Below are 21605 nucleotides of genomic sequence, written 5' to 3'. Positions count from 1 at the left end.
ACCTGCCGTCTTGCCGCGTTAAGGCATTTATGAAGGTGATGGACAAGGTGTTTTATGTGTCCATAATCAGGGTGGTACCGCGAGTTGACTCTCGTCCCTGTTTTTGGGATGGGAGTTTTTGTCGTGCGCAAAATTACATATTTTTTAGAGGAGGATATATAGATGAAGTATTTAACTGGTGCTCAAATCCGCCAAATGTATTTAGATTTCTTTAGTGAAAAAGGTCATAATATCGAACCAAGCGCGTCATTGGTTCCGCATGAAGATCCATCATTGCTATGGATCAATTCCGGGGTAGCCACATTGAAAAAATATTTTGACGGACGGGTGATTCCTGAGAATCCAAGAATTACGAATGCTCAAAAAGCAATCCGTACAAATGATATCGAGAACGTGGGGAAAACAGCACGTCATCATACATTCTTTGAAATGCTTGGTAACTTCTCCATTGGTGAGTACTTTAAAGAAGAAGCGATCACATGGGCTTGGGAATTCCTGACCGACGAAAAGTGGATTGGTTTCGACAAAGAAAAGTTAGCCGTAACCATCCATCCGGAAGATGAAGAAGCATTCGAGATTTGGAACAAGAAAATCGGCATTCCTGCTGAACGAATCATTCGTCTGGAAGAAAACTTCTGGGATATCGGTGAAGGTCCGAGTGGCCCGAATACGGAGATTTTTTATGATCGTGGACCTGAATATGGAGATGACCCGAATGACCCAGAATTATTCCCAGGTGGCGAAAATGAACGTCATCTAGAAGTCTGGAACCTTGTGTTCTCTCAATTCAACCATAATCCGGACGGTTCTTACACACCGCTTCCAAAGAAAAATATAGATACAGGCATGGGGCTTGAGCGTATGGCTTCTGTCGTGCAGAATGTAGCAACCAACTATGATACGGACCTCTTCACGCCGATCATTCATGCGGTAGAAGAAATCGCCGATGTGAAATATGGTGTCGATCCCGAGAAAGATGTGGCATTCAAAGTCATCGCCGACCATATCCGGACCGTGGCATTCGCTGTTGGGGATGGGGCACTTCCATCCAATGAAGGAAGAGGCTATGTATTACGCCGTTTACTGCGCAGAGCGGTTCGTTATGCTAAGCAAATCAACATCAACCGTCCATTCATGTTTGAACTTGTGACAGTGGTGGGCGAAATCATGAAGGATTTCTACCCAGAAGTTCTCGACAAGAAGGACTTCATTGCGAAAGTGGTCAAAAATGAAGAAGAACGTTTCCATGAAACGCTTCATGATGGTCTTGCAATCCTTTCTGAAGTCATCAAGAAGGAAAAAGAAAAAGGCAACACGGTCATTCCTGGTAGCGATGCATTCCGTTTGTATGATACATACGGCTTCCCGATTGAATTGACGGAGGAATATGCGGAAGAAGAAGGCATGACAGTTGACCAAGATGGCTTCACAAAAGAGATGGAAGCACAACGCGAACGTGCACGCTCTGCTCGTCAAGATGTAGACTCCATGCAAATCCAAGGTGGAATATTAGGTGAGATTAAAGTCGAAAGTGAATTTGTCGGATATGATCAAGCTTCAATTGAAGCGAAAATCGTAGCCATCGTGAAAAATGGTGAGCTTACGACGGAAGCACATGAAGGCGAAGATGTACAGGTAATCCTGGATAAAACGCCATTCTATGCGGAAAGTGGCGGGCAGATTGCCGATAAAGGAACGCTTGTGAGTGAATTGGTGAAAGTGGATGTCCTTGATGTGCAAAAAGCACCGAATGGCCAAAACCTACACCGTGTCACGGTTACTGCGGGTACATTAACAACTGATGCAACAGTCATGGCAGCGGTCAATCAAGAAAACCGCATCCAGATTACGAAAAACCACACGGCTACACATCTTCTACACCAAGCTTTGAAGGATGTCTTAGGAACGCATGTCAATCAAGCCGGCTCGCTTGTACAAGCGGAACGCCTTCGTTTTGACTTCTCACACTTCGGTCAGATTACGGCAGAAGAAATTGAACAAATCGAAATGATTGTAAACGAAAAAATTTGGCAAAGCTTACAAGTGAATACGGAATATAAAAATATCGAAGAAGCAAAAGCGATGGGTGCGATGGCCCTATTCGGTGAGAAATATGGCAAGATTGTCCGTGTCGTTCAAATAGGCGACTATAGCCTTGAGCTATGTGGTGGTGTCCATGTACCGAATACAGCAGTGATCGGCTTATTCAAAATTGTTTCTGAAAGTGGCATCGGGGCAGGTACACGCCGGATTGAAGCCGTTACAGGAGCGGGAGCCTACAACTTGATGGCTGAACAGATTCATGTATTGAAGGATGCAGCGTCTAAATTGAAAACGAATATGAAAGATGTTCCTGCAAGAATCGAAACCATTTTGGCGGATGCTAAAGAACTTCAACGTGAGAACGACAGCCTTGCTGCTAAATTAAGCAATATCGAAGCGGGAAGCCTTGTTTCGAACGTAAAAGAAATCAATGGCGTGAAAGTCCTTGTGGCCAAAGTCCAAGCTACTGACATGAATAATTTACGTGCGATGGCAGATGAGTTAAAACAAAAACTTGATTCAGTCATTATCGTGTTGGGATCGGCTCAAGGAGATAAAGTCAACTTAATAGCCGGCGTTACGAAAGATTACATCGATCGCGGTTTCCATGCAGGTAAATTGATTAAAGAAGTCGCTACACGTTGCGGTGGCGGAGGCGGTGGACGCCCAGATATGGCACAAGCAGGTGGGAAAGACCCAGAAAAATTGGATGCGGCACTTAATTTTGTTGAAGAATGGGTCCTAACGATTTCATAATCAGTGAAAAGTGTTGTACAATGAGGTAATGATGGAATTCTAAGACGCTGAGGAGAGGTGTATGATAATGAGTTCCTTTGATAAAACGATGAAGTTCAATTTCCCTGAAGAACCATTCGAAAGAGATGTTCAGCAAGTCTTGTCAAAAGTGTATGTGGCTCTCCAGGAAAAAGGGTATAATCCGATTAACCAGATTGTCGGTTATTTATTATCAGGTGACCCGGCCTATATCCCGCGCCATATGGATGCTCGCAACTTAATCCGCAAGCTGGAACGCGATGAAATCATTGAAGAATTGGTCAAATCGTATCTTAAGAACCATCGAGAGGAATACTAATGCGCACAATGGGTCTTGATTTAGGTTCAAAAACCATCGGTGTCGCCGTGAGTGACGCGATGGGTTGGACTGCACAAGGATTGGAAACAATCAAAATTAACGAAGCTGGAAACGAATTCGGCTTAAAACGTCTCAAGGAAATCATACAAGAATACGAAGTTTCTAAGATTGTCATTGGTCTCCCGAAAAACATGAACGGAACCATTGGCCCGCGCGGCGAAATCAGTCAAGAATTCGCCAAGCGCTTAGAATGGAAATTCAAGCTGCCAGTGTTTCTCTGGGACGAACGGTTGACAACGATGGCAGCTGAACGTGTCCTTCTCGAGGCGGACGTGAGCCGAAGTAAACGCAAGAAAGTCATTGATAAAATGGCAGCTGTCATGATTCTACAAGGGTTCTTGGACAGACAAACAAATTCAATATGAGGTGAAGATAAATGGAACACGGTGAAAACAATATTACAGTAGTAGATGAGAATGGTAACGAACAGCTTTGTGAGATCTTATTCACATTTGACTCTGAGAAATTCAACAAATCTTACGTACTTTATTACCCAATGTCTGCTGAAGATGACGAGGAAGAAATTGAAATCCACGCTTCATCATTCACACCAAGTGAAGACAGCAAAGATGGTGAGCTTGCTCCAATCGAAACTGAAGAAGAGTGGGATCTAGTCGAGGAAATGTTGAATACATTCCTTGATAATGAAGAAGCAGAAGAAGAAGGAAGATAATTTCTCAAAAACTGGCCTTGTATCCCAAGGCCAGTTTTTTTTAGTATGTCCCCATCCCTTATCTTTTCTCCACAAACAAGAGAATAAAAGTAGCGACTGGACCTAAAACTAATGATAATAGAAACCAATTTAAACCCGTTCTGTTTTTACCCTGGGCAATTCCGGCATTGATTAATGCTAATGTGCCCCACCCCATGACATAGGAATTATCCATTTTTTCCACACCCTTCCACACTAAAAGGATTTTATCATGAATATCCAAATAGTTGTATGAATTAAAGGAACTGATACAACGAAGTTCGGAAAATTCATTGTATTTATATAGACGGGAACCTATCACTTTATTCCTATAAAATAACCACCTTCTATTGACAAAACTGGCCTTCTTTTGCCATAAATAGAGTAGGAACGAAGGTAGTTATACAAAAAACATGTATTTATTTGTAGGTTTTAGTATAATATTCGAAGCAAAGTTATTCTTAGAGAAAGCATCTTCTAGAAACAATCTGTAGTGGGTGTGCAGTTTGCAGGGGGAATGGAAATGGATGAAAAGGATCAAAAACTATCTAAAAAACAACATATTCGAATGAAGATGCTAGAACAACAAGGGGAGGCCAAGCTTGTCCGTAAAATTATCATGATTACGATTGCTGCACTTATTTTAATTGTAGGGATAGTCGTCCTTGTGGGATTCTTCTATATTAACTCGGCGATGAAGCCCTTTGATCCAGAGGATGATACGATCAAGACGGTGAAAATACCGATTGGTTCATCCATTAGTGATATTTCGATTTTGCTTGAAGAGCAGGAAATCATCAAAGACGCGCGTGTTTTCAAATATTATATTAAGTTCCGAAATGAATCCGGCTTTCAGGCAGGAGAGTATAAGCTCTCTCCATCGATGCCAATCAAGGATATTGTGACGAGCATCAAAACCGGGAAACTGATGAAAGAGGCCGTCCTTAGGATAACGATTCCGGAAGGCAAGCAGCTAGTCCAAATAGCCGATATTATCGCTGTGAAGACAGATCAAGACTCTAAAGAGATATTTAAGAAATTGAATAATGAGGAATTCGTAAAATCCATGCAAACGAGATTCCCTGAGCTTCTGACATCGGAAATCGATAATGAAAATGTCGTATATCCACTTGAAGGGTACCTGTATCCGGCAACCTATGACTTTTATGAAGAAAAACCATCTATTGAATCCATGGTAGTGGAGATGCTCCAGAAAACGGAGGAAACCCTTCAGCCATTCGAATCACTGATGGAGAAAAAAGAGTATACGGCCCACCAGTTACTGACGTTTGCCTCACTCGTTGAAGAAGAAGCAACAGCTCAGGTCGATCGCAAAACCATAGCTTCGGTCTTTTATAATCGACTCAAGGAAGATATGCCATTACAAACGGATCCTACCGTTTTGTATGCAAAAGGCTCACACAAAGACAGGGTCCTATACAAAGACCTTGAGGTGAAATCACCATATAATACGTACAAAAACAAAGGCCTGACTCCAGGTCCGATCGCTAACGCCGGAAAGTCCTCGATTGAAGCGGTCTTAAAGCCTAAGAAGACCGATTACCTTTATTTCTTGGCTACACCTGAAGGAGAAGTTCTATATTCCAAAACACTGGAAGAGCACAATAATAAAAAGGCACAGCATATTACCAATAAATAAATGGCAAGGGCAATAGGGACTAAGGGGAGAGGGATATTACTTTCCCCTTGTTTTTATGATAGAATAGTAAACGTAAAAATTTCAGATCCGATTTTATTGATGACTGTAACTCGGCTTTTGCCGGGTTTTATTTTGAAAAGATAAGGAAACGTAGATAGTCAAGTGATGCTGGTTCTAGTTCGTTTTGTATATGATGCGGAATTTCATTGAGAGCCGGCCAAGACGCTTTCGTTTTTTTTATCATTGGAGGAAATGTCTTGAACGGAAAAATAGACCAATATCTTCACGACTTACTTCCGGAACGTACCGGATTGATTAAGGAGCTAGAGGATTTTGCAAGGGAACATAATGTACCGATCATGGAGCCTGAAGGAATAGAGGTGCTGCTACAGATTTTGAGGCTTCACCAACCGAAGGCCATATTGGAAGTGGGCGCAGCAATCGGATATTCGGCGATTAGAATGGCAGAAACCTTACCGGATGTGCGTATTGTCACGCTGGAACGGAATGAAGCGCGTATTGAACAGGCGAAGGCGAACATAGCCAAGTCTGGTCTTTCGGAGCGAATCACACTCATAGAAGGCGATGCACTAGAAGCAGGGCCTCACGTGAAGGATCATGGCCCGTTCGACATCATCTTTGTGGATGCAGCGAAAGGACAGTACAAGCGTTTCTTTGAGCTGTTCGAACCTTTCCTGAATGAAGCTGGCATAATCATTACTGATAATGTATTATTTAAAGGCTTGGTTGCTGAAAACATCGAAGAGATGGAAATGACGAGACGTAAGCGAGCGCTTATTAGAAAAATAAAAGACTTTAATATCTGGCTGCATGACCATCCTCATTACGATACCGTGATTTTACCGATTGGTGATGGTGTAGCTATTAGTAAACATAGAGGTGACAAACATGAAAAAGCCTGAATTACTGGTGACTCCGATAAATATCGCACATCTAGCTGAACTGATCAAAGCGGGTGCTGATGCATTTGTAATCGGTGAGCAGCGTTATGCGCTTCGTTTAGCGGGGGAGTTCACTCGTGTGGACGTTAAGAAGGCAATTGAAATGGCGCATACTGCAGGTAAAAAAGTATACGTGTCCATGAATGCAATCTTTCATAATGATAAAGTGGACGAGCTTGAAGACTATATAGCTTTCCTACAAGAAGCAGGAGCTGACCGGATCATCTACGGTGACCCCGCAGTCCTGATGGCTGTAAGGGCTGTTGCCCCTGATATGCCATTACATTGGAACGCAGAGATGACGGTTACCAACTGGTACACTTGTAATTACTGGGGGAAACGCGGAGCGGTGCGGGCCGTTGCAGCCCGTGAAATCAGCTTGGACGAAATCATCGAAATGAAGGAGCATGCCGAAGTTGAAATTGAAGTTCAAGTTCACGGCATGACATGTATGTTCCAGTCGAAGCGTACGCTACTTGGCAACTATTTCGAATACCAAGGCAAGGCGTTGGAAGTCGGAAACCGAACAGAACAAAAGAATATGTTCCTGCATGATACGGAACGTGAAAATAAATACCCGATATATGAAGATGAAAACGGTACACATATCATGAGTCCGAATGATATGTGCATGATTGATGAACTTCAGGAATTGATGGAAGCGGAAATGGATTCCCTGAAAATCGATGGGGTCCTGAAAACGCCCGAATACATTGTGGCCGTCACAAGATTATACCGTGAGGCGATAGATTTATGTGCGGATGATCCAGATCGCTATGAGGATGTCAAAATGGAATTGTTCGAAAAAATCCAAGCGATTCAACCTGATAACCGTGAGTTAGATACCGGATTCTTCTTTAAAGAATCGGTTTATTAAGTAAGGGAAAGAGGAGGAATAGCCTTGAATGCTATTGCTGATAAAATTTCCAAGATAGTTGATGGAAAGAGAGTCATTGTAAAAAAACCTGAATTGCTGGCTCCTGCTGGTAATCTGGAAAAACTAAAAATCGCTGTCCATTATGGCGCAGATGCCGTATTCATTGGTGGACAGGAATATGGTCTCCGTTCGAATGCCGGAAACTTCACGTTTGAAGAAATGAAGGAAGGCGTCGAGTTCGCTAAAAAGTATGGTGCGAAAATATATGTGACTACGAATATCTATGCCCATAATGAAAATATCGATGGTCTTGAAGAATATATGGAAGGCCTTCGTGATACGGGGATTCATGGAATTATCGTGGCAGATCCATTGATCATCGAAACGTGTAAGCGTGTGGCTCCGGAAGTAGAAATTCATCTGAGCACGCAACAATCGCTTACGAACTGGAAGGCTGTCCAGTATTGGAAAGAAGAAGGTCTGGAGCGTGTCGTGCTAGCTCGTGAGACGAGTGCTGATGAAATCCGTGAAATGAAGGAAAAAGTCGACATCGAAATTGAAACCTTCATACATGGGGCAATGTGTATTGCCTATTCAGGCCGTTGCACACTTTCCAACCATATGACGGCACGTGACTCCAACCGGGGAGGATGCTGTCAGTCTTGCCGTTGGGATTATGACTTGTACGAATTGAATCAGGATGGGGAGAAAGCGTTATTCGATAAAGAAGATGCACCATTCGCGATGAGTCCGAAAGATTTGAAGTTGATCGAATCCTTGCCAGGCATGATTGAAATTGGGATTGATAGTTTAAAAGTCGAAGGCCGGATGAAATCCATTCACTACATCGCAACGGTAATCAGTGTCTACCGTAAAGTGATTGATGCGTATTGCGCAGATCCGGATCATTACGAGATTCAACCTGAATGGTTGGAAGAGCTTGATAAATGTGCAAATCGTGAGACGGCTTCATCGTTCATGGAGGGGGAAATCCCTGGGTATAAACAACAAATGTTCGGGAATCATACCGTAAAGACTCGCTTTGACTTCGCTGGATTGGTACTTGATTATAATGAGGAAACTCAAATTGCTACCTTACAGCAGCGTAACTTCTTCAAGCCTGGTGATGAAGTGGAATTCTTCGGACCCGAGATTGAGAACTTTACTCAAAAAATCGGCATTATCTGGGATGAAATGGGTAAAGAGTTGGACGCAGCACGTCATCCGCTTCAAATTGTCCGCATTCAAGTAGATAAGCCGGTATATGTGAACAATATGATGCGTAAGGAGAATTAACATGACAAGGAAAAAACCAGTAGTCATCGGAGTTACCGGTGGGTCGGGATCAGGTAAAACAAGTGTAACACGCTCAATTTTTGAATTCTTCAATGGACATTCCATCTTGATGCTCGAACAAGATTATTATTATAAAGATCAAAGCCACTTGCCGTTTGAGGAACGCTTGAAAACGAATTATGATCATCCGTTTGCATTCGATAATGACTTATTGATTGAACACATCAATGCATTATTGAAATATGAAACGATTCAGAAACCGGTTTATGATTACGCGAACCATACGCGGTCAGATGAAATCATAACGGTTGAACCACAAGACGTCATCATTCTTGAAGGAATCTTGGTATTGGAAGACCAACGCCTAAGAGACTTGATGGATATGAAGCTCTATGTGGATACAGATGCAGATTTGCGAATCCTTCGACGTATGACTCGTGATATTAAAGAGCGTGGCCGTTCCTTGGATTCTGTCATCGATCAATATATCAGCGTCGTTCGCCCGATGCATAATCAGTTCATCGAACCGACGAAACGATATGCCGATATCATCATTCCTGAAGGTGGGCAAAACCATGTGGCAATTGACCTCATGGTAACAAAAATACAAACAATCCTTGAACAAAAGTCTTTTTTGTAATAACATAGCATAAATAATGATAGGTGCCATTTTACCTCATATATATAAAAATCCCAATTATTTATAGGGAAAGACTGGACAAATGTTGGAAAACACAATAATCTATTCTTGATACAGAACGAACCGGCTGCTTAATGCAGTCGGTTTATATACTAAGGGACGGTTGTTCCGTAGTGGCATGTGATTATATATATTTTTTTTCGGGTAAGCACTTATAGAGTACATAAACTGGTCACGGCGGGATGTCAGCTGTGAAGAATTTGAAGGAGTGAAGGGTTTTGGCAATTGAAAAAGTATATCCAATGACTAACGAAGGTAAAGCGAAGTTAGAACAGGAACTAGAACATTTAAAGTCGGTTAAACGTAAAGAAGTGGTGGAAAGAATCAAAATCGCCCGTAGTTTTGGCGATCTTTCAGAGAACTCTGAGTATGATTCTGCAAAAGAAGAGCAAGCATTTGTTGAAGGTCGTATCACTACCATCGAAAACATGATTCGTAATGCTAAAATCATTGAAGACAATGATTTGAATACAGATACAGTAACTCTTGGTAAGTCTGTAACATTCATAGAACTTCCAAATGGTGATGAAGAAACGTATTCCATCGTGGGTAGCGTTGAAGCAGATCCATTCGAAGGCAAGATCTCGAATGATTCTCCCATTGCCAAAAGCTTGATTGGGAAAAAAGTTGGCGACAAAGTATCAATCCTAACGCCAGGCGGCGAAATGAGCGTCAAAATCGTTTCTATTAGCTAATAGCGTTTTCCAGGAGGATGTCCATGAGGGCATCCTCTTTTTAGTGTTTAAAAATCCGAACCTCGTCAACAATGGTAACGAGGTGTTTCTATATGAAAAAGAAACGAATGAGGATACTTGCAGTTGTCTTGGCTATGTTCATGCTGATGCTCATTGGCCGAATAGCTTATATCCAACTAGTGTCTACAGAATCCTTTTCCAAGCATGATGTGAATTTAATAGAAGCAAGTGTAAACCAACGCTCGCAAATTTTAAAGATTGACGACGGACGGGGGAAGTTTTACGACCGAAATGGCATTCCACTTGCCCATGAAGAAATCCCGACACTTGTTTTGTTTCCGTTTTTAAATAAGATGAACTGGCCTATAGATCAAGTCGCCTCCATAATCGGCAGGACGGAATGGGAACTGAGACAGTCGATCGCAGAAGCGAAAGATCCCTTTGTTTTTGGTGGGGATGACCCGATCGAGCTAACCTTGGATCAGTCCAAGGCAATCAATGAATTGAAAATCCCTGGCGTATTTGCGGTGAACGAAAAGCTATATCATGATCAAATACCCGCCGCACAATTGATTGGTACAACGAATATATCGGATGCCGAAAAGAAAAAGCGCTACCCGGATATGCAGCTTTCTGCAGATACGAAAATTGGCAATACGGGTTTACAAAGGACATTTGACGAGTTCTTGCTTTCCGATGGGGAATCAAAGCTTGTATTTCATGTCGATGCCAGTGGGGGTCCGATGTTTGGCGTGGACGTAAAATACGTGGAACCAGCCAACCCTCTTTATCCCGTCAAAGTGATCACGACCATCGATAAGAACATTCAAGAAGAAGCCGAGAAACTCGTGGATGAGCGCGGGATTAAAAAAGGTGGACTAGTGCTGATTGATATTGAAAAAAGTGAAATCGTGGCCATGGTATCCCGCCCCGCCCTTAATAAAAAGGACCCCAATGGCGAAGGTGCCATCAATACGATGCTCACTCAAAAAACGCCTGGATCCGTTTTTAAAACGGTAACGGCAGCAGCTGTCATTGATTACGAGGCTGCGAGCCCGACTAGAACGTTTGACTGTGATAAAACGATTGAAGGGGAAGCCGATAAACAGAGGGAGCTAGGCAGGCTGAATTTTGAGAATAGCTTTGCCCAGAGCTGTAACAGGACATTTGCCGAGTTATCAAAGGAAATTGCCGTAAAGGATCCGGACTTTTTGGATAAATATGCTGAAATGTTGGGGTTGGTTGGTCAATCCGGATGGCAGGGGGATGTTTATCATACGGCCGTCACCCAGTTGTATCATGAACAAAAAGGAAAGGTATGGCATGATGAACAATTGAAAAAGGATCCGAAAATGATTGCCAAGACATCCATTGGTCAACAGGATGTCCAAACCACACCACTTGCCATTGCCAATATGATGGCGACCATTGCAAGAGGGGGGAAGAAAGAACAGGTCAAAGCTGTTTCGAAGGTAGAATTCGACAACGGCACGACAGTAGTCGACTTTCCTACACAAACGATGGCGGGAGATACAGTGAAGCCTTATACGGCGATGAAATTGCAACAACTTTTACGAAAGGTGGTCACGGAAGTGAAAGGGACGGGGGCTTCTCTAAAGAACCTTCCTGTTGAGGTCGCAGGGAAATCGGGGACTGCACAGACTAACATTGAAAAAGGGGAGCTCAATAAATGGTTTGCTGGTTATTTTCCGTATGAAAATCCCAAATATGCTCTGGTCACGGTGAATTTTGAAACAAATGAAAGTAGTTCCAGCATGACCCCTTTATTTTCAGATATTGTAAATGTTCTATATAGCAAGGACCAGAATATACGCGAGAATTGACGAAAAGTGTAGGAAACCTTCCCCTTCTATCTCCAGCTGAATCATGATAGAATGAGGCTGAAAGTAAAGGTAGGGAGGAATGGACCTTGAGTTCTAGATTCAATCAGAGAGATCAAAAACGAAAATTAAATAAAATTTATAATATCGCGATTACCATCGTATCCATTCTCATTGTCATTGTGGCAGCCACGATTTTCCTTAGTGATGACGATTCCACGGAAAAAGCGACAACCGAGCCGAAACAAACCACTGAAAAACAACAGAAGAAAGCTGAGAAAACAGAGAAAAAAGAAGATGCACCAGGAGTCGAGGAAGAAGAAGCGGCTGAGGAAGATTCAGAAGCGACAGATACGACTGAGGAAGAAAAGGACAAGGATGCTGAGCTTGTAGAAGTGGAGGCAAGCGGAGATGGCAATGTCGAGAAGGCTTATACGAGTGAGGGCTGGAAACCGGTTGGTACAGAGCAATCGGGTGAACATACGACAAGCTTCGAAAAAGGTTCGGTTGACTGGAATGAAATGCGTAAGGCGATTGCCCTTGGAGCTGGTGTGGACGAAGGCAGCATGAAGTTATGGTGGTTACAAAACGGTGGATCTCCGAGTACGGCCATAGGCACTGTTTCAGATGGAAACGAATCACAAACGTATCGTGTACATATCGAGTGGGTGGACGGTTCTGGATGGAGACCAGTCAAAGTCGAAGAATTGAAAGTGAATGATAAAAAGTAAGCATGAAAATCCCGAAAAGCGATGGCTTTCCGGGATTTTTTTCATTTTTTCGCTTTAAAATGGACGACGGCGCTATAGAAGCGGCGTCCTTCTTCACTAACATACATTTGGTGTGATACGGAGTGCACCTGTAGCAAGATCGCTTTGTTGATCTCGATTTGGGATTGGATCTTTTCTTCTAGGCTCTTGATGCTTTCCGCTTCGAAAAATTCAATTTTATCTTCGAATAAATTTAAATCAAGTTGAAAATCCATACTATATTCCTCCAAGGTTTTGATAGTGTTAGTGTACCATCAAATCTGGTGAAACTGCCTAAAAAATGCGAACCGTTTTTGTTTACTCTCATATTCTGTTCATAGGTATGATTATTTCTCATAAAAAGGTGATTAATATGGGCAGAGAGTTTTTGGAACTATTTGATGAATGGTCTAAATCGTATGATGAATCCGTCAAGGGACAGGATATTGAATATCAAGAGGTTTTTAAGCACTATGACAAAATATTGGATAGTGTCGCGAGCCGGTCCCATGGCCATGTATTGGAGTTTGGGGTGGGAACGGGGAACTTGACGGAACGGATGATAAAAGCCGGTCTCACGGTATCTGGGATCGAACCATCTCCAGCCATGAGAGAAATAGCAATCAGAAAGTTACAGGATAAAACGGAAATCGTGGATGGTGATTTCATCGACTTTCCGATGCCGAAACAGGTCGATTCAATCGTTAGTACGTATGCTTTTCACCATTTAACGGATGAAGAAAAAGAAAAAGCCATTGCCAACTATGGAAAGTTACTGAATGCTGGTGGTAGAATAGTGTTTGCGGATACCATGTATCAATCAAAAGAAGCGCATGATCAAGCGATTCGGGATGCAGAGGATGCAGGCTTTCATAATTTGGCGAAGGATTTGCAAACAGAATATTACACGACGATTCCTTTTTTGGAAAAAGTGCTTGTAAAACATGGGTTCACTGTGAATTTTGAGCGTTGCAACTCATTTGTTTGGATTATGGAGGCGGAAAAAATATAGGAAGAGGTTTTTACTAATGAAGGTAGCCATAATCGGAGCAATGGAAGAAGAAGTTACGATTTTACGCGATAAATTGGAAGGGCTGGAACAGGTGACGATTGCCGGTTCGGAATTCAATACAGGGTCATTGAATGGAATCGATGTCATTTTGCTTAAATCAGGAATCGGAAAAGTGAATGCGGCCATGTCGACCGCAATCCTTTTGGAAAAGTTCAAACCGGATGCAGTCATTAATACGGGATCTGCAGGTGGATATCACCCTGATTTGAATGTCGGCGATGTCGTCATTTCAACTGAAGTGCGCCATCATGATGTGGATGTAACGATTTTTGGCTATGAATATGGTCAAGTGCCACAACTGCCTGCTGCTTTCATCCCGGATGAAAAGCTATTCACAATAGCAGAAGAAGCGGCTAAAGAAATTAAAGATATCCAAGTGGCAAAAGGATTGATCGTGACGGGTGATTCGTTCATGAATGATCCGGTTCGTGTCGAATTCGTCAGAGGTAAATTCTCTAATTTATATGCGGTAGAAATGGAAGCGGCAGCAATCGCTCAGGTTGCACATCAATTCCAGACACCGTTTGTTATTATTCGCTCGCTTTCGGATATCGCTGGCAAGGAGTCCAATGTTTCCTTTGATCAATTCCTGGAAACGGCGGCGCTTCATTCAGCAGAACTGATTCTGAAAATGGTTGAAAAAATGAAATAAGCCACAAAACAGCTAGTGATCAGCGGAAGCCATTCCGCTGATTATTCTTTATCTCCACCTTTAAACCAACTAAGCTTCTAAGAAAACTTAGAGAGGATGTCCACTATGAAGGTCATTCACAACATACATGATTTGATTGGCAAGACGCCCATGATGGAAATCACTTCTTTCACGATTCCGAATGATGTCCGGATTTATGCTAAATTGGAATTCCTCAATCCTGGGGGAAGCGTGAAGGATCGTCTTGGCCAAGAACTTTTGAAGCAAGCGTTTGCCACGGGAGCATTAAAAAGAGGTGGGACCATTATCGAACCGACCGCTGGAAATACAGGGATAGGTTTAGCCTTGGCAGCGATTAACCAGGGTGTCGATGTGGTTTTTTGTGTACCGGAGCAATTCAGTAGCGAGAAGCAGGAGCTGATGCGTGCTCTTGGGGCAAAAGTTGTGCAAACCCCCACTGAAGACGGTATGAAAGGAGCCATTGCCAAATCAAAGGAACTTCTTGCCGAAATTCCTGGTGCATACTGTCCTCAACAGTTTGCCAATCCCTCGAATCCGGAGACATATTATAAAACACTTGGTCCGGAAATTTGGGAGCAGCTCAATGGCAGGATCGATGTATTTGTTGCCGGTGCGGGAACTGGAGGAACCTTCATGGGGACATCCCGATATTTAAAAGAACAAAACCCTGCAGTCAAAACCGTCATCGTCGAACCGGAGGGATCCATCTTAAACGGCGGGAAAACGGGACCCCATAAAACGGAAGGAATCGGCATGGAGTTTTTACCCGCGTACATGGATGAGGCGTATTTTAATCAGATTCATACGATAAGCGATCAAGAGGCCTTTGCCAAGGTGAAAGAATTAGCCTTGAAAGAAGGACTGCTCGTCGGGAGTTCCTCTGGTGCTGCGTTTGCCGCGGCCTTGATGGAAGCGGAAAAGGCCCGGGCAGGTACAAATATCGTCGTCGTTTTTCCGGATTCCAGCGAGCGTTATTTAAGCAAAAATATTTATCGGGGAGGCCTATGAAGTGAGGAAGAAGACGCAATTGATTCATGGAGGCATTTTTGGCGATCAAAAAACAGGGGCCGTATCGGTGCCAATCTATCAGGTAAGCACATACAAACAGGATGGGCCTGGAAAGCACAGGGGCTATGAGTACTCCCGTACCGGCAATCCGACCCGGCATGCTCTCGAGGAATTGATCAAGGAGCTTGAAGGGGGAAAACGGGGATTTGCCTTCGGTTCCGGAATGGCGGCAATGACGGCTGTGATGATGCTCTTTAATCAAGGGGATCATATCTTACTGACTGATGACGTATATGGTGGGTCTTTTCGGGTGATGACAAAAATCCTGAACCGTTTTGGGCTAGAGGCCACCTTTATCGATACAAGTGATATGGACTCTATAGAAAAAGGAATCAAGCAGAATACAAAAGCGCTGTTCATTGAATCCCCGACGAATCCTCTATTGAAAATCACCAATCTAGAAGAAATAGCTAAAATAGCGAAGGCACACCACCTGCTAACCATTGTGGATAATACGTTCAGTACTCCATATTGGCAAAATCCGCTTACGCTCGGGGCAGATATCGTTCTCCATAGTGCAACGAAGTATCTCGGGGGCCACAGTGACGTTGTGGCTGGTCTTGCCGTCGTGAATGATGAAAAACTAGGGGAAGACCTTCACTTTGTCCAGAACTCCACAGGAGGCGTGCTGGGGCCTCAAGATTCCTGGTTGTTGATGCGCGGAATGAAGACACTCGGCATCCGAATGGAGGAACACGAAAGGAACACCTTGGCAATTGTCCGTTTCCTGACCGGGCATGAATCGATTTCAAAGGTGTATTATCCAGGCCTCGTCAATCATCCCAACCATGAAATTGCCAAAAAGCAATCCCGGGGTTTTGGTGGCATGGTCTCATTCGATGTCGGCAGTGGTGCAAAGGCAGAACGGGTGCTTCAAAAAGTGAAATACTTCACCCTTGCCGAAAGCCTTGGGGCAGTGGAGAGCCTCATTTCGGTTCCGGCCTTGATGACTCATGCCTCGATTCCAGCCGAACGACGCGCAACCTTAGGCATCACGGATGGATTAATCCGAATATCCGTAGGGCTTGAAGATGTGGAAGACCTCTTGGAAGATCTAGAACAGGCGCTAGAAGGATAGAACCATCATCCACACAGCTTCCTCCCATTATTTACACCCAACCATTTGGAATTAATATGGTAGAATGAGATATAGATTGTTTACTAGAAGAAAGAAGGGGTGAATGGGATGAAAAACCGTAAAAATCAAACGGCGTCTGCTCTACGTTCCAAAATGGCGGATTTTAAACAATTTGCGATCACCTTATTATGTGTAGGAGCGTTCTTTTATTTAGGAACGATACTGCCTACAACCGGAAAAACGGACCTTTCCACCAATGTCTATATGGGAGCGACTGTACTCTTCCTCGGTTTGTCCATCCTCTTTTTCCTTATATCCAAAAAATATAAAAAAATCTTGGACGAAAGCGATGACCAAGATTTTTTACAACAATAGCAATCAAGCCTGATCTCCTTAGTGTAACTGGGGAATCAGGCTTTTTTTATTACCTTATGTTCTGGAACAGAAAAAAATTTCTAAAAATTACAAAAAGTCTATTTACAAAACGTTGATTATTGGATATACTTACCAAATAATATTCCAAAGGAGGTCGAAGAAGATGAGAACATATCTACTTGAAAGCAACATTAAGCTGATTAGCTGGATCGCGCCAACAAACAATCATATACTATTCGACCTGTGCCATGCGGAATATTCTTAAAGCAAATGGGCTTTATTAATCATTCAGACATAATGGCCGCAGGGAGAATCCTTTTACCCTGCGGCCTTTTTATATTTTTAAAAATCCCGCAGGAGGAAGGAACTTTCTGCGGCCTTTTTATGCCTTTTTGGTAAGCCGCCCCCTTAAAGGAGGTGATATTATGACACTGAATATGCTGTTTTTTACAATCACGATCAAAATGAGGAAAATGACTGCTGAGGAATGTTTGCAAGAAGATCGAATCAGGAAATTACGTGAGCAGCACCTAGATAAAGCAATGAGGCATCGTCCTTTTTTCTAATCTAAAATGCACGTAAGAAATATTAAAATGAAAGGTGGAGATCAAGATGATTAAATGGGCCATTATAAAAGGGGAAAAGTGTTGCTACTGGCAGGAGAAGGATACCGGCTAACGAATGTAAGGCAATCTTCACAGTATCGCCATGGATTGTATGAAAAGTGTTCAAAATAGCAGCGGTCGGTAATCACCTAAACGTGGTAAATTGAAGATAGGTTCAATTATAAGGAGTGATTCAGAATGTTCTCAATCGTAATGGTACTGGTTATTACGACTGTCATTGGAACAGTAATCGCTGTAAATGTTTCTGTCGATGCCGATAAACCGCTGCACAGCATCATGGATTATGTAAAATAGAAAAAACTCGGCACTTGGCCGAGTTTTTTCTATTTTAACAGCATGGCCCCGGTCCTCCGCAGCCCCCGAATCCGAATCCACCAGGAATGAACCAGAATCCGAATAACAACAGTAAGATGACGAGGACGACGATCAAGGCGATTCCAAGACCGAATCCACCTCCGCCATAACAAGGTGCTGGGCATGGAGCACCGTAATTATATCCGTATGGTCCATAGCCGTATCCCATACAAATCCCTCCCTTCCGCTTAAATTCCCTATCATTATATGTAAGTTTGTCTATGTTTGATTGGGATTTTAAAAGGAGTTTTCTTGAATGATTTCCCTCCCATATTTTCTGTTAATCGCTTAGGTGATTTTCTGGGCATCTTTTAGAAAGGTCCATCAATCCTTGAATCCTAAAAACATGGATATTCCAGAGAATATCCGTGTATGTAGAGACTCTCTAGCAACGTAATGAACCAAGCGGAGGATTTCTTTTTGTGGTACAGACAAGAACAAGCCCACAATCGCATAGGTATGGATAAGGAAACACCCAATGAGGCGGGAGGATGAAACCAATGCCTGGAATACTTACTGCAGTCGGTTATCTCATCAAGGAATTTTACTTATTAGTTTCCTATGTGAAAAATAATGCTTTTCCCCAGCCATTATCTTCACAAGATGAGAAGAAGTATCTGAAGCTTATGAGTGAAGGGGATGGGGAAGCCCGTAATATTCTCATCGAGCATAATCTTAGGCTAGTGGCCCATATCGTCAAGAAATTCGAGAATACCGGTGAAGATACTGAAGATCTGATATCAATCGGGACCATTGGATTGATAAAGGCTATTGAAAGCTATTCCGACGGTAAAGGCACGAAGCTTGCCACTTACGCAGCACGTTGTATTGAAAATGAAATCCTGATGCATTTACGTGCAACAAAAAAAACGAAAAAGGATATTTCCCTGCATGATCCAATCGGTCAAGATAAAGAAGGAAATGAAATCAGTTTAATTGATGTATTGAAATCAGAATCAGAGGATGTCATTGACACGATTCAGCTTAATATGGAAATAGAAAAAGTGAAGAAGTATATTGGTGTTTTGGATGAGCGTGAAAAGGAAGTCATCGTTGGAAGGTTTGGACTAGATTTAAAGAAAGAGAAGACGCAAAGAGAGATTGCTAAAGAACTGGGCATATCTCGTAGCTATGTATCAAGAATTGAAAAGCGTGCCTTGATGAAGATGTTCCATGAATTTTATCGTGCGGAGAAAGAGAAGGAAAAGAAGGCCAAAGATAATGGGATGTAAAACGAAGAGAGTGCGGATTCTTGCTTCCGCACTCTCTTCGTTTTTTATTTATTGCGAATCAGGTCTGCAAAGGCATGGTAGATTTCAATGCCCTGGAACAGAAATAGACGTGATGCAGTTAACGAAAAGATTCCAATCATGATTAGGCGGAACCACATATCCATCACTCCTCGATTTTTTTTGTAAAATCAGTGAGTGAGAGAAGCTATGTAATTCGCCTGATAAAAGACAGGATTGAAAAAACGTCGGCGGAAGGCGGAGAGGAAATAAAGGAATCGGAATATCCATGATTCTTTCATTAGCAAAACGATGAGGATTAAGCTGACTTTCAAGTAAGGTATCAGTGCAAACTTCTTCTCGTTCTCGACTTTCTTCAAAAGGTGTACGTCATGGTCCTCTTCAAGGGTCAATGGAGTATGCTGCTGGTAGGAATGGAGCAATGTCCAGAGGAGAAGGGCAATGACTGAAAAGTGGATAATGAACTTCAAAAAGGACCACCAACTTTTCGATTAATACGTACATCAATCATATCATGCTTATAAAATGGAAAGCGGGAAAATAATTAGACAAAAACCTACTAAATCCCCCTTATGAATAGGAAAAAATGGATGGACCCTCTATAATGGTGTTGTTGATAATAAGGAGGGAATTATATATGGGATATTCTTTAACGTGGGATTTGGATGTCTTTTTTAAAGGGGGAAGCTCTTCAGCGGAATTTCTGCTCCTAATGGATGAAATCAAACAAGAAGTGACGGAATTGGATCAAGCTGTGTGTCTGTTGAATTCAGAGGGTAGTGAGAAGACTTTGATCAAGGCTCTTGATCTTTACAAAGTCACCAAAATGAAAATGGAACAGGCAGGGGCTTTTATCGGTTGCCTTGAGGCCCAAAATGTTCAGGATAAAAAAGCAGGTCAGTTAAGGGTCAAACTGATGAAGGTAGAAGCGTCCTTGAAAGTCACTTTAAGCAGACTGGATGAAAAACTGGTCCAGTTCAATGATGATTGGTTCGAGAATGTCCTCAAGAAAGAACCGTTGGATGAACTGGCCTATATATTGAATGAGCGTCGAGATCGTGCTAAAGAGAAACTTTCGGTCCAAGAAGAGTCGCTGATCACCCAGCTGTCCATGGACGGATTTGAAGGATGGAGCCAAATGTATGATACGCTCGTCGGTTCGATGACGGTTCCGTTTAAAGGGGAAGAGCTTTCTATCGGTCAGGCGGCAAATAAATTTTCCAGTCCGGACCAACGTGTCAGAAACGAATTATTTACAGCTTGGGAACGTGCATGGGAAGAAAAGGGTGAACTATTTGCAAGGACCTTGAATCATTTGGCGGGCTTTCGGATCAGCGTGAATGAAAAAAGGGGCTGGAACGATATTTTGAAGGAACCTCTGGAGATCTGCAGGATGAAGAAAGAGACGCTTGAAAGCATGTGGCAGGTCATAGCTGACAATAAAGAACCACTTGTGCGGTTTTTGCATAGAAAGGCTGAAATGCTCGAAGTGGGGAAACTGAGTTGGGCTGACTTGGATGCACCTATTGCTGTTACGGCCACATCGAAATTAATGGAGTATGAAGAAGGGGCAGACTTCATTATCGGACAATTCTCGAAATTCGGAAGTCAATTGGCGGATTTCACCCAAAAGGCATTCAAAGACAGCTGGATTGAAGCAGAGGATAGGCCAGGCAAGAGACCAGGCGGTTTTTGTACAGGCTTCCCACTGGATCATCAATCCCGGATATTTATGACCTATTCGGGAACGCCTTCGAATGTATCGACATTGGCCCATGAGTTGGGACATGCCTTCCATTCCCATGTGATGGGGAATATCCATCCATTAAACCGCTCATATGCCATGAACGTGGCTGAAACAGCGTCTACATTCGCTGAGATGGTCGTAGCGGATGCAGCTTTGAAAGAAGCATCCAGTGAGGAGGAGAAGCTGATTCTTCTAGAAGATAAAATTCAGCGCTCCGTGTCGTTATTAATGAATATCCATGCCCGTTTTCTATTTGAATCTAGGTTTTATGAGGAAAGAAAACAAGGATATATAAGTGCTGAGCGTTTAAATGAGCTGATGGTCGATGCTCAGAAAGAGGCATATGGGGATGCGTTAGATGAGTATCACCCGACATTCTGGGCCTCGAAGCTTCACTTTTATATCACCGATGTTCCATTTTATAATTTCCCGTACACATTCGGTTACCTATTTTCGTTAGGTATCTATGCGAAAGCTCTGAATGAACCTGCTGGATTCGAAGAGAAGTATATCGCCCTGCTTCAGGATACAGGTTCGATGAATGTGGAATCCTTGGCTAAGAAGCATTTGGGTGTCGATATAACCACACGAGGTTTTTGGCAAGAAGCGGTTTCTACCTGTATGCAGGATGTTGAGGAATTTATGCATTTGACGGATCCACTTGTTCGAAAGGCATGAAGCGGAAAATTGCAAAA

The 21605-nt window shown here is 42.8% G+C and carries 24 protein-coding genes; 20 read left to right on the top strand and 4 right to left on the bottom strand.

The annotated features are described in order from the left end of the window. Positions 1–162 precede the first annotated feature (162 nt). The 4 genes from alaS (at position 163) to ACQKIC_RS06810 (ending at position 3869) form a co-directional block, all read left to right on the top strand. Complete coding sequence (gene alaS / locus ACQKIC_RS06825) at positions 163–2799, top strand: alanine--tRNA ligase (RefSeq protein ID WP_427590537.1); 2637 nt, start codon at positions 163–165, stop codon at positions 2797–2799. Between the two features lie 67 nt (positions 2800–2866). Beyond that, positions 2867–3136: an IreB family regulatory phosphoprotein gene (locus ACQKIC_RS06820; protein WP_402869701.1), complete on the top strand. Its 270-nt coding sequence runs from the start codon at positions 2867–2869 to the stop codon at positions 3134–3136. After that, positions 3136–3561 carry a Holliday junction resolvase RuvX gene (ruvX, locus tag ACQKIC_RS06815; RefSeq protein ID WP_402869699.1) on the top strand — a complete coding sequence of 142 codons (426 nt, stop codon included), beginning with the start codon at positions 3136–3138 and terminating at the stop codon, positions 3559–3561. The genes ACQKIC_RS06820 and ruvX overlap by 1 nt, the downstream gene beginning before the upstream one ends. An 11-nt stretch (positions 3562–3572) precedes the next feature. Next, positions 3573–3869 carry a DUF1292 domain-containing protein gene (locus tag ACQKIC_RS06810; protein WP_402869697.1) on the top strand — a complete coding sequence of 99 codons (297 nt, stop codon included), beginning with the start codon at positions 3573–3575 and terminating at the stop codon, positions 3867–3869. Positions 3870–3927: 58 nt separating this feature from the next. On the opposite strand, the gene ACQKIC_RS06805 is transcribed toward ACQKIC_RS06810, so the two are convergent. After that, entirely contained in the window at positions 3928–4083 is a 156-nt protein-coding gene (locus ACQKIC_RS06805) for a hypothetical protein (RefSeq protein WP_402869695.1), read from the bottom strand. A gap of 327 nt (positions 4084–4410) precedes the next feature. On the opposite strand from ACQKIC_RS06805, the gene mltG reads away from it, so the two are divergent. The 8 genes from mltG to ACQKIC_RS06765 all read left to right on the top strand — a co-directional run bounded on the left by mltG (position 4411) and on the right by ACQKIC_RS06765 (position 12649). Further along, positions 4411–5547: an endolytic transglycosylase MltG gene (gene mltG / locus ACQKIC_RS06800; protein ID WP_402869693.1), complete on the top strand. Its 1137-nt coding sequence runs from the start codon at positions 4411–4413 to the stop codon at positions 5545–5547. Between the two features lie 257 nt (positions 5548–5804). Beyond that, positions 5805–6470, top strand: coding sequence for an O-methyltransferase (locus tag ACQKIC_RS06795; protein WP_402869691.1), 666 nt, complete (start codon positions 5805–5807; stop codon positions 6468–6470). Further along, the gene (locus ACQKIC_RS06790) at positions 6457–7386 is read left to right on the top strand and encodes a peptidase U32 family protein (RefSeq protein ID WP_427590536.1); all 930 of its coding nucleotides are present in this window, start codon (positions 6457–6459) and stop codon (positions 7384–7386) included. Before ACQKIC_RS06795 ends, ACQKIC_RS06790 begins: the two co-directional genes overlap by 14 nt. 24 nt (positions 7387–7410) lie before the next feature. Continuing rightward, on the top strand, positions 7411–8682 hold the full coding sequence (locus ACQKIC_RS06785) for a peptidase U32 family protein (RefSeq protein WP_402869687.1): 1272 nt from the start codon (positions 7411–7413) through the stop codon (positions 8680–8682). 1 nt (position 8683) lies between these two features. Continuing rightward, positions 8684–9322 (top strand): uridine kinase, encoded by a 639-nt coding sequence (gene udk / locus ACQKIC_RS06780; RefSeq protein ID WP_402869685.1) that lies wholly within the window; start codon positions 8684–8686, stop codon positions 9320–9322. A gap of 278 nt (positions 9323–9600) precedes the next feature. Beyond that, a complete protein-coding gene (greA, locus tag ACQKIC_RS06775; RefSeq protein WP_402869683.1) occupies positions 9601–10077 on the top strand; it encodes a transcription elongation factor GreA in 477 nt (158 codons plus the stop codon). Positions 10078–10169: 92 nt separating this feature from the next. Continuing rightward, positions 10170–11921 carry a peptidoglycan D,D-transpeptidase FtsI family protein gene (locus ACQKIC_RS06770; protein ID WP_427590535.1) on the top strand — a complete coding sequence of 584 codons (1752 nt, stop codon included), beginning with the start codon at positions 10170–10172 and terminating at the stop codon, positions 11919–11921. An 86-nt stretch (positions 11922–12007) separates the two neighbouring features. Then, positions 12008–12649, top strand: coding sequence for a YrrS family protein (locus ACQKIC_RS06765; protein ID WP_427590534.1), 642 nt, complete (start codon positions 12008–12010; stop codon positions 12647–12649). A 41-nt stretch (positions 12650–12690) separates the two neighbouring features. Here ACQKIC_RS06765 and ACQKIC_RS06760 read toward each other — a convergent pair whose 3' ends face one another. Next, complete coding sequence (locus ACQKIC_RS06760; protein ID WP_402958344.1) at positions 12691–12903, bottom strand: DUF2536 family protein; 213 nt, start codon at positions 12901–12903, stop codon at positions 12691–12693. A gap of 137 nt (positions 12904–13040) precedes the next feature. On the opposite strand from ACQKIC_RS06760, the gene ACQKIC_RS06755 reads away from it, so the two are divergent. The 6 genes from ACQKIC_RS06755 to ACQKIC_RS06730 all read left to right on the top strand — a co-directional run bounded on the left by ACQKIC_RS06755 (position 13041) and on the right by ACQKIC_RS06730 (position 17499). Then, positions 13041–13679, top strand: a complete 639-nt coding sequence (locus ACQKIC_RS06755; RefSeq protein WP_402958346.1) for a class I SAM-dependent DNA methyltransferase — start codon at positions 13041–13043, stop codon at positions 13677–13679. A gap of 16 nt (positions 13680–13695) precedes the next feature. After that, positions 13696–14391 carry a 5'-methylthioadenosine/S-adenosylhomocysteine nucleosidase gene (mtnN, locus tag ACQKIC_RS06750; RefSeq protein ID WP_402869673.1) on the top strand — a complete coding sequence of 232 codons (696 nt, stop codon included), beginning with the start codon at positions 13696–13698 and terminating at the stop codon, positions 14389–14391. Between the two features lie 105 nt (positions 14392–14496). Next, entirely contained in the window at positions 14497–15420 is a 924-nt protein-coding gene (locus ACQKIC_RS06745; protein WP_402869671.1) for a PLP-dependent cysteine synthase family protein, read from the top strand. Between the two features lies 1 nt (position 15421). Beyond that, on the top strand, positions 15422–16558 hold the full coding sequence (locus ACQKIC_RS06740) for a bifunctional cystathionine gamma-lyase/homocysteine desulfhydrase (RefSeq protein ID WP_427590533.1): 1137 nt from the start codon (positions 15422–15424) through the stop codon (positions 16556–16558). 108 nt (positions 16559–16666) lie between these two features. Beyond that, the gene (locus tag ACQKIC_RS06735; RefSeq protein WP_427590532.1) at positions 16667–16933 is read left to right on the top strand and encodes a YrhC family protein; all 267 of its coding nucleotides are present in this window, start codon (positions 16667–16669) and stop codon (positions 16931–16933) included. A 425-nt stretch (positions 16934–17358) separates the two neighbouring features. Then, on the top strand, positions 17359–17499 hold the full coding sequence (locus tag ACQKIC_RS06730) for a YrzI family small protein (RefSeq protein WP_402958356.1): 141 nt from the start codon (positions 17359–17361) through the stop codon (positions 17497–17499). 388 nt (positions 17500–17887) lie between these two features. Here the strand turns inward: ACQKIC_RS06730 and ACQKIC_RS06725 are convergent, their stop codons facing one another. Continuing rightward, positions 17888–18082, bottom strand: coding sequence for a sporulation protein YjcZ (locus ACQKIC_RS06725; protein ID WP_402869663.1), 195 nt, complete (start codon positions 18080–18082; stop codon positions 17888–17890). Between the two features lie 331 nt (positions 18083–18413). On the opposite strand from ACQKIC_RS06725, the gene sigK reads away from it, so the two are divergent. Continuing rightward, positions 18414–19145, top strand: a complete 732-nt coding sequence (gene sigK, locus ACQKIC_RS06720; RefSeq protein ID WP_402869661.1) for an RNA polymerase sporulation sigma factor SigK — start codon at positions 18414–18416, stop codon at positions 19143–19145. Between the two features lie 188 nt (positions 19146–19333). Here sigK and ACQKIC_RS06715 read toward each other — a convergent pair whose 3' ends face one another. Continuing rightward, positions 19334–19633, bottom strand: a complete 300-nt coding sequence (locus ACQKIC_RS06715) for a hypothetical protein (protein ID WP_427590531.1) — start codon at positions 19631–19633, stop codon at positions 19334–19336. A gap of 167 nt (positions 19634–19800) precedes the next feature. Between ACQKIC_RS06715 and ACQKIC_RS06710 the strand changes: the two genes are divergently transcribed. Beyond that, positions 19801–21588 carry a M3 family oligoendopeptidase gene (locus ACQKIC_RS06710; protein ID WP_427590530.1) on the top strand — a complete coding sequence of 596 codons (1788 nt, stop codon included), beginning with the start codon at positions 19801–19803 and terminating at the stop codon, positions 21586–21588. Positions 21589–21605 lie beyond the last annotated feature (17 nt).

Source organism: Peribacillus sp. NPDC046944 (assembly GCF_050272735.1).
Taxonomy (GTDB): domain Bacteria; phylum Bacillota; class Bacilli; order Bacillales; family DSM-1321; genus Peribacillus.
The sequence above is the reverse complement of the archived record's forward strand: the minus strand, read 5'-3'. Positions and strand labels throughout refer to the sequence as shown.

Excerpts from the sequence above, each read along its gene's own strand:
- ACQKIC_RS06820 (WP_402869701.1), top strand. The coding sequence starts at position 2,867 with ATGAGTTCCTTTGATAAAACGATGAAGTTCAATTTCCCTGAAGAACCA.
- mltG (WP_402869693.1), top strand. The coding sequence starts at position 4,411 with ATGGATGAAAAGGATCAAAAACTATCTAAAAAACAACATATTCGAATG.
- ACQKIC_RS06805 (WP_402869695.1), bottom strand. The coding sequence starts at position 4,083 with ATGGATAATTCCTATGTCATGGGGTGGGGCACATTAGCATTAATCAAT.
- ACQKIC_RS06760 (WP_402958344.1), bottom strand. The coding sequence starts at position 12,903 with ATGGATTTTCAACTTGATTTAAATTTATTCGAAGATAAAATTGAATTT.
- ACQKIC_RS06735 (WP_427590532.1), top strand. The coding sequence starts at position 16,667 with ATGAAAAACCGTAAAAATCAAACGGCGTCTGCTCTACGTTCCAAAATG.
- ACQKIC_RS06770 (WP_427590535.1), top strand. The coding sequence starts at position 10,170 with ATGAAAAAGAAACGAATGAGGATACTTGCAGTTGTCTTGGCTATGTTC.
- mtnN (WP_402869673.1), top strand. The coding sequence starts at position 13,696 with ATGAAGGTAGCCATAATCGGAGCAATGGAAGAAGAAGTTACGATTTTA.
- sigK (WP_402869661.1), top strand. The coding sequence starts at position 18,414 with ATGCCTGGAATACTTACTGCAGTCGGTTATCTCATCAAGGAATTTTAC.
- ACQKIC_RS06755 (WP_402958346.1), top strand. The coding sequence starts at position 13,041 with ATGGGCAGAGAGTTTTTGGAACTATTTGATGAATGGTCTAAATCGTAT.
- ACQKIC_RS06745 (WP_402869671.1), top strand. The coding sequence starts at position 14,497 with ATGAAGGTCATTCACAACATACATGATTTGATTGGCAAGACGCCCATG.
- ruvX (WP_402869699.1), top strand. The coding sequence starts at position 3,136 with ATGCGCACAATGGGTCTTGATTTAGGTTCAAAAACCATCGGTGTCGCC.
- ACQKIC_RS06730 (WP_402958356.1), top strand. The coding sequence starts at position 17,359 with ATGACACTGAATATGCTGTTTTTTACAATCACGATCAAAATGAGGAAA.
- udk (WP_402869685.1), top strand. The coding sequence starts at position 8,684 with ATGACAAGGAAAAAACCAGTAGTCATCGGAGTTACCGGTGGGTCGGGA.
- ACQKIC_RS06790 (WP_427590536.1), top strand. The coding sequence starts at position 6,457 with ATGAAAAAGCCTGAATTACTGGTGACTCCGATAAATATCGCACATCTA.
- ACQKIC_RS06810 (WP_402869697.1), top strand. The coding sequence starts at position 3,573 with ATGGAACACGGTGAAAACAATATTACAGTAGTAGATGAGAATGGTAAC.
- ACQKIC_RS06725 (WP_402869663.1), bottom strand. The coding sequence starts at position 18,082 with ATGGGATACGGCTATGGACCATACGGATATAATTACGGTGCTCCATGC.
- ACQKIC_RS06710 (WP_427590530.1), top strand. The coding sequence starts at position 19,801 with ATGGGATATTCTTTAACGTGGGATTTGGATGTCTTTTTTAAAGGGGGA.
- alaS (WP_427590537.1), top strand. The coding sequence starts at position 163 with ATGAAGTATTTAACTGGTGCTCAAATCCGCCAAATGTATTTAGATTTC.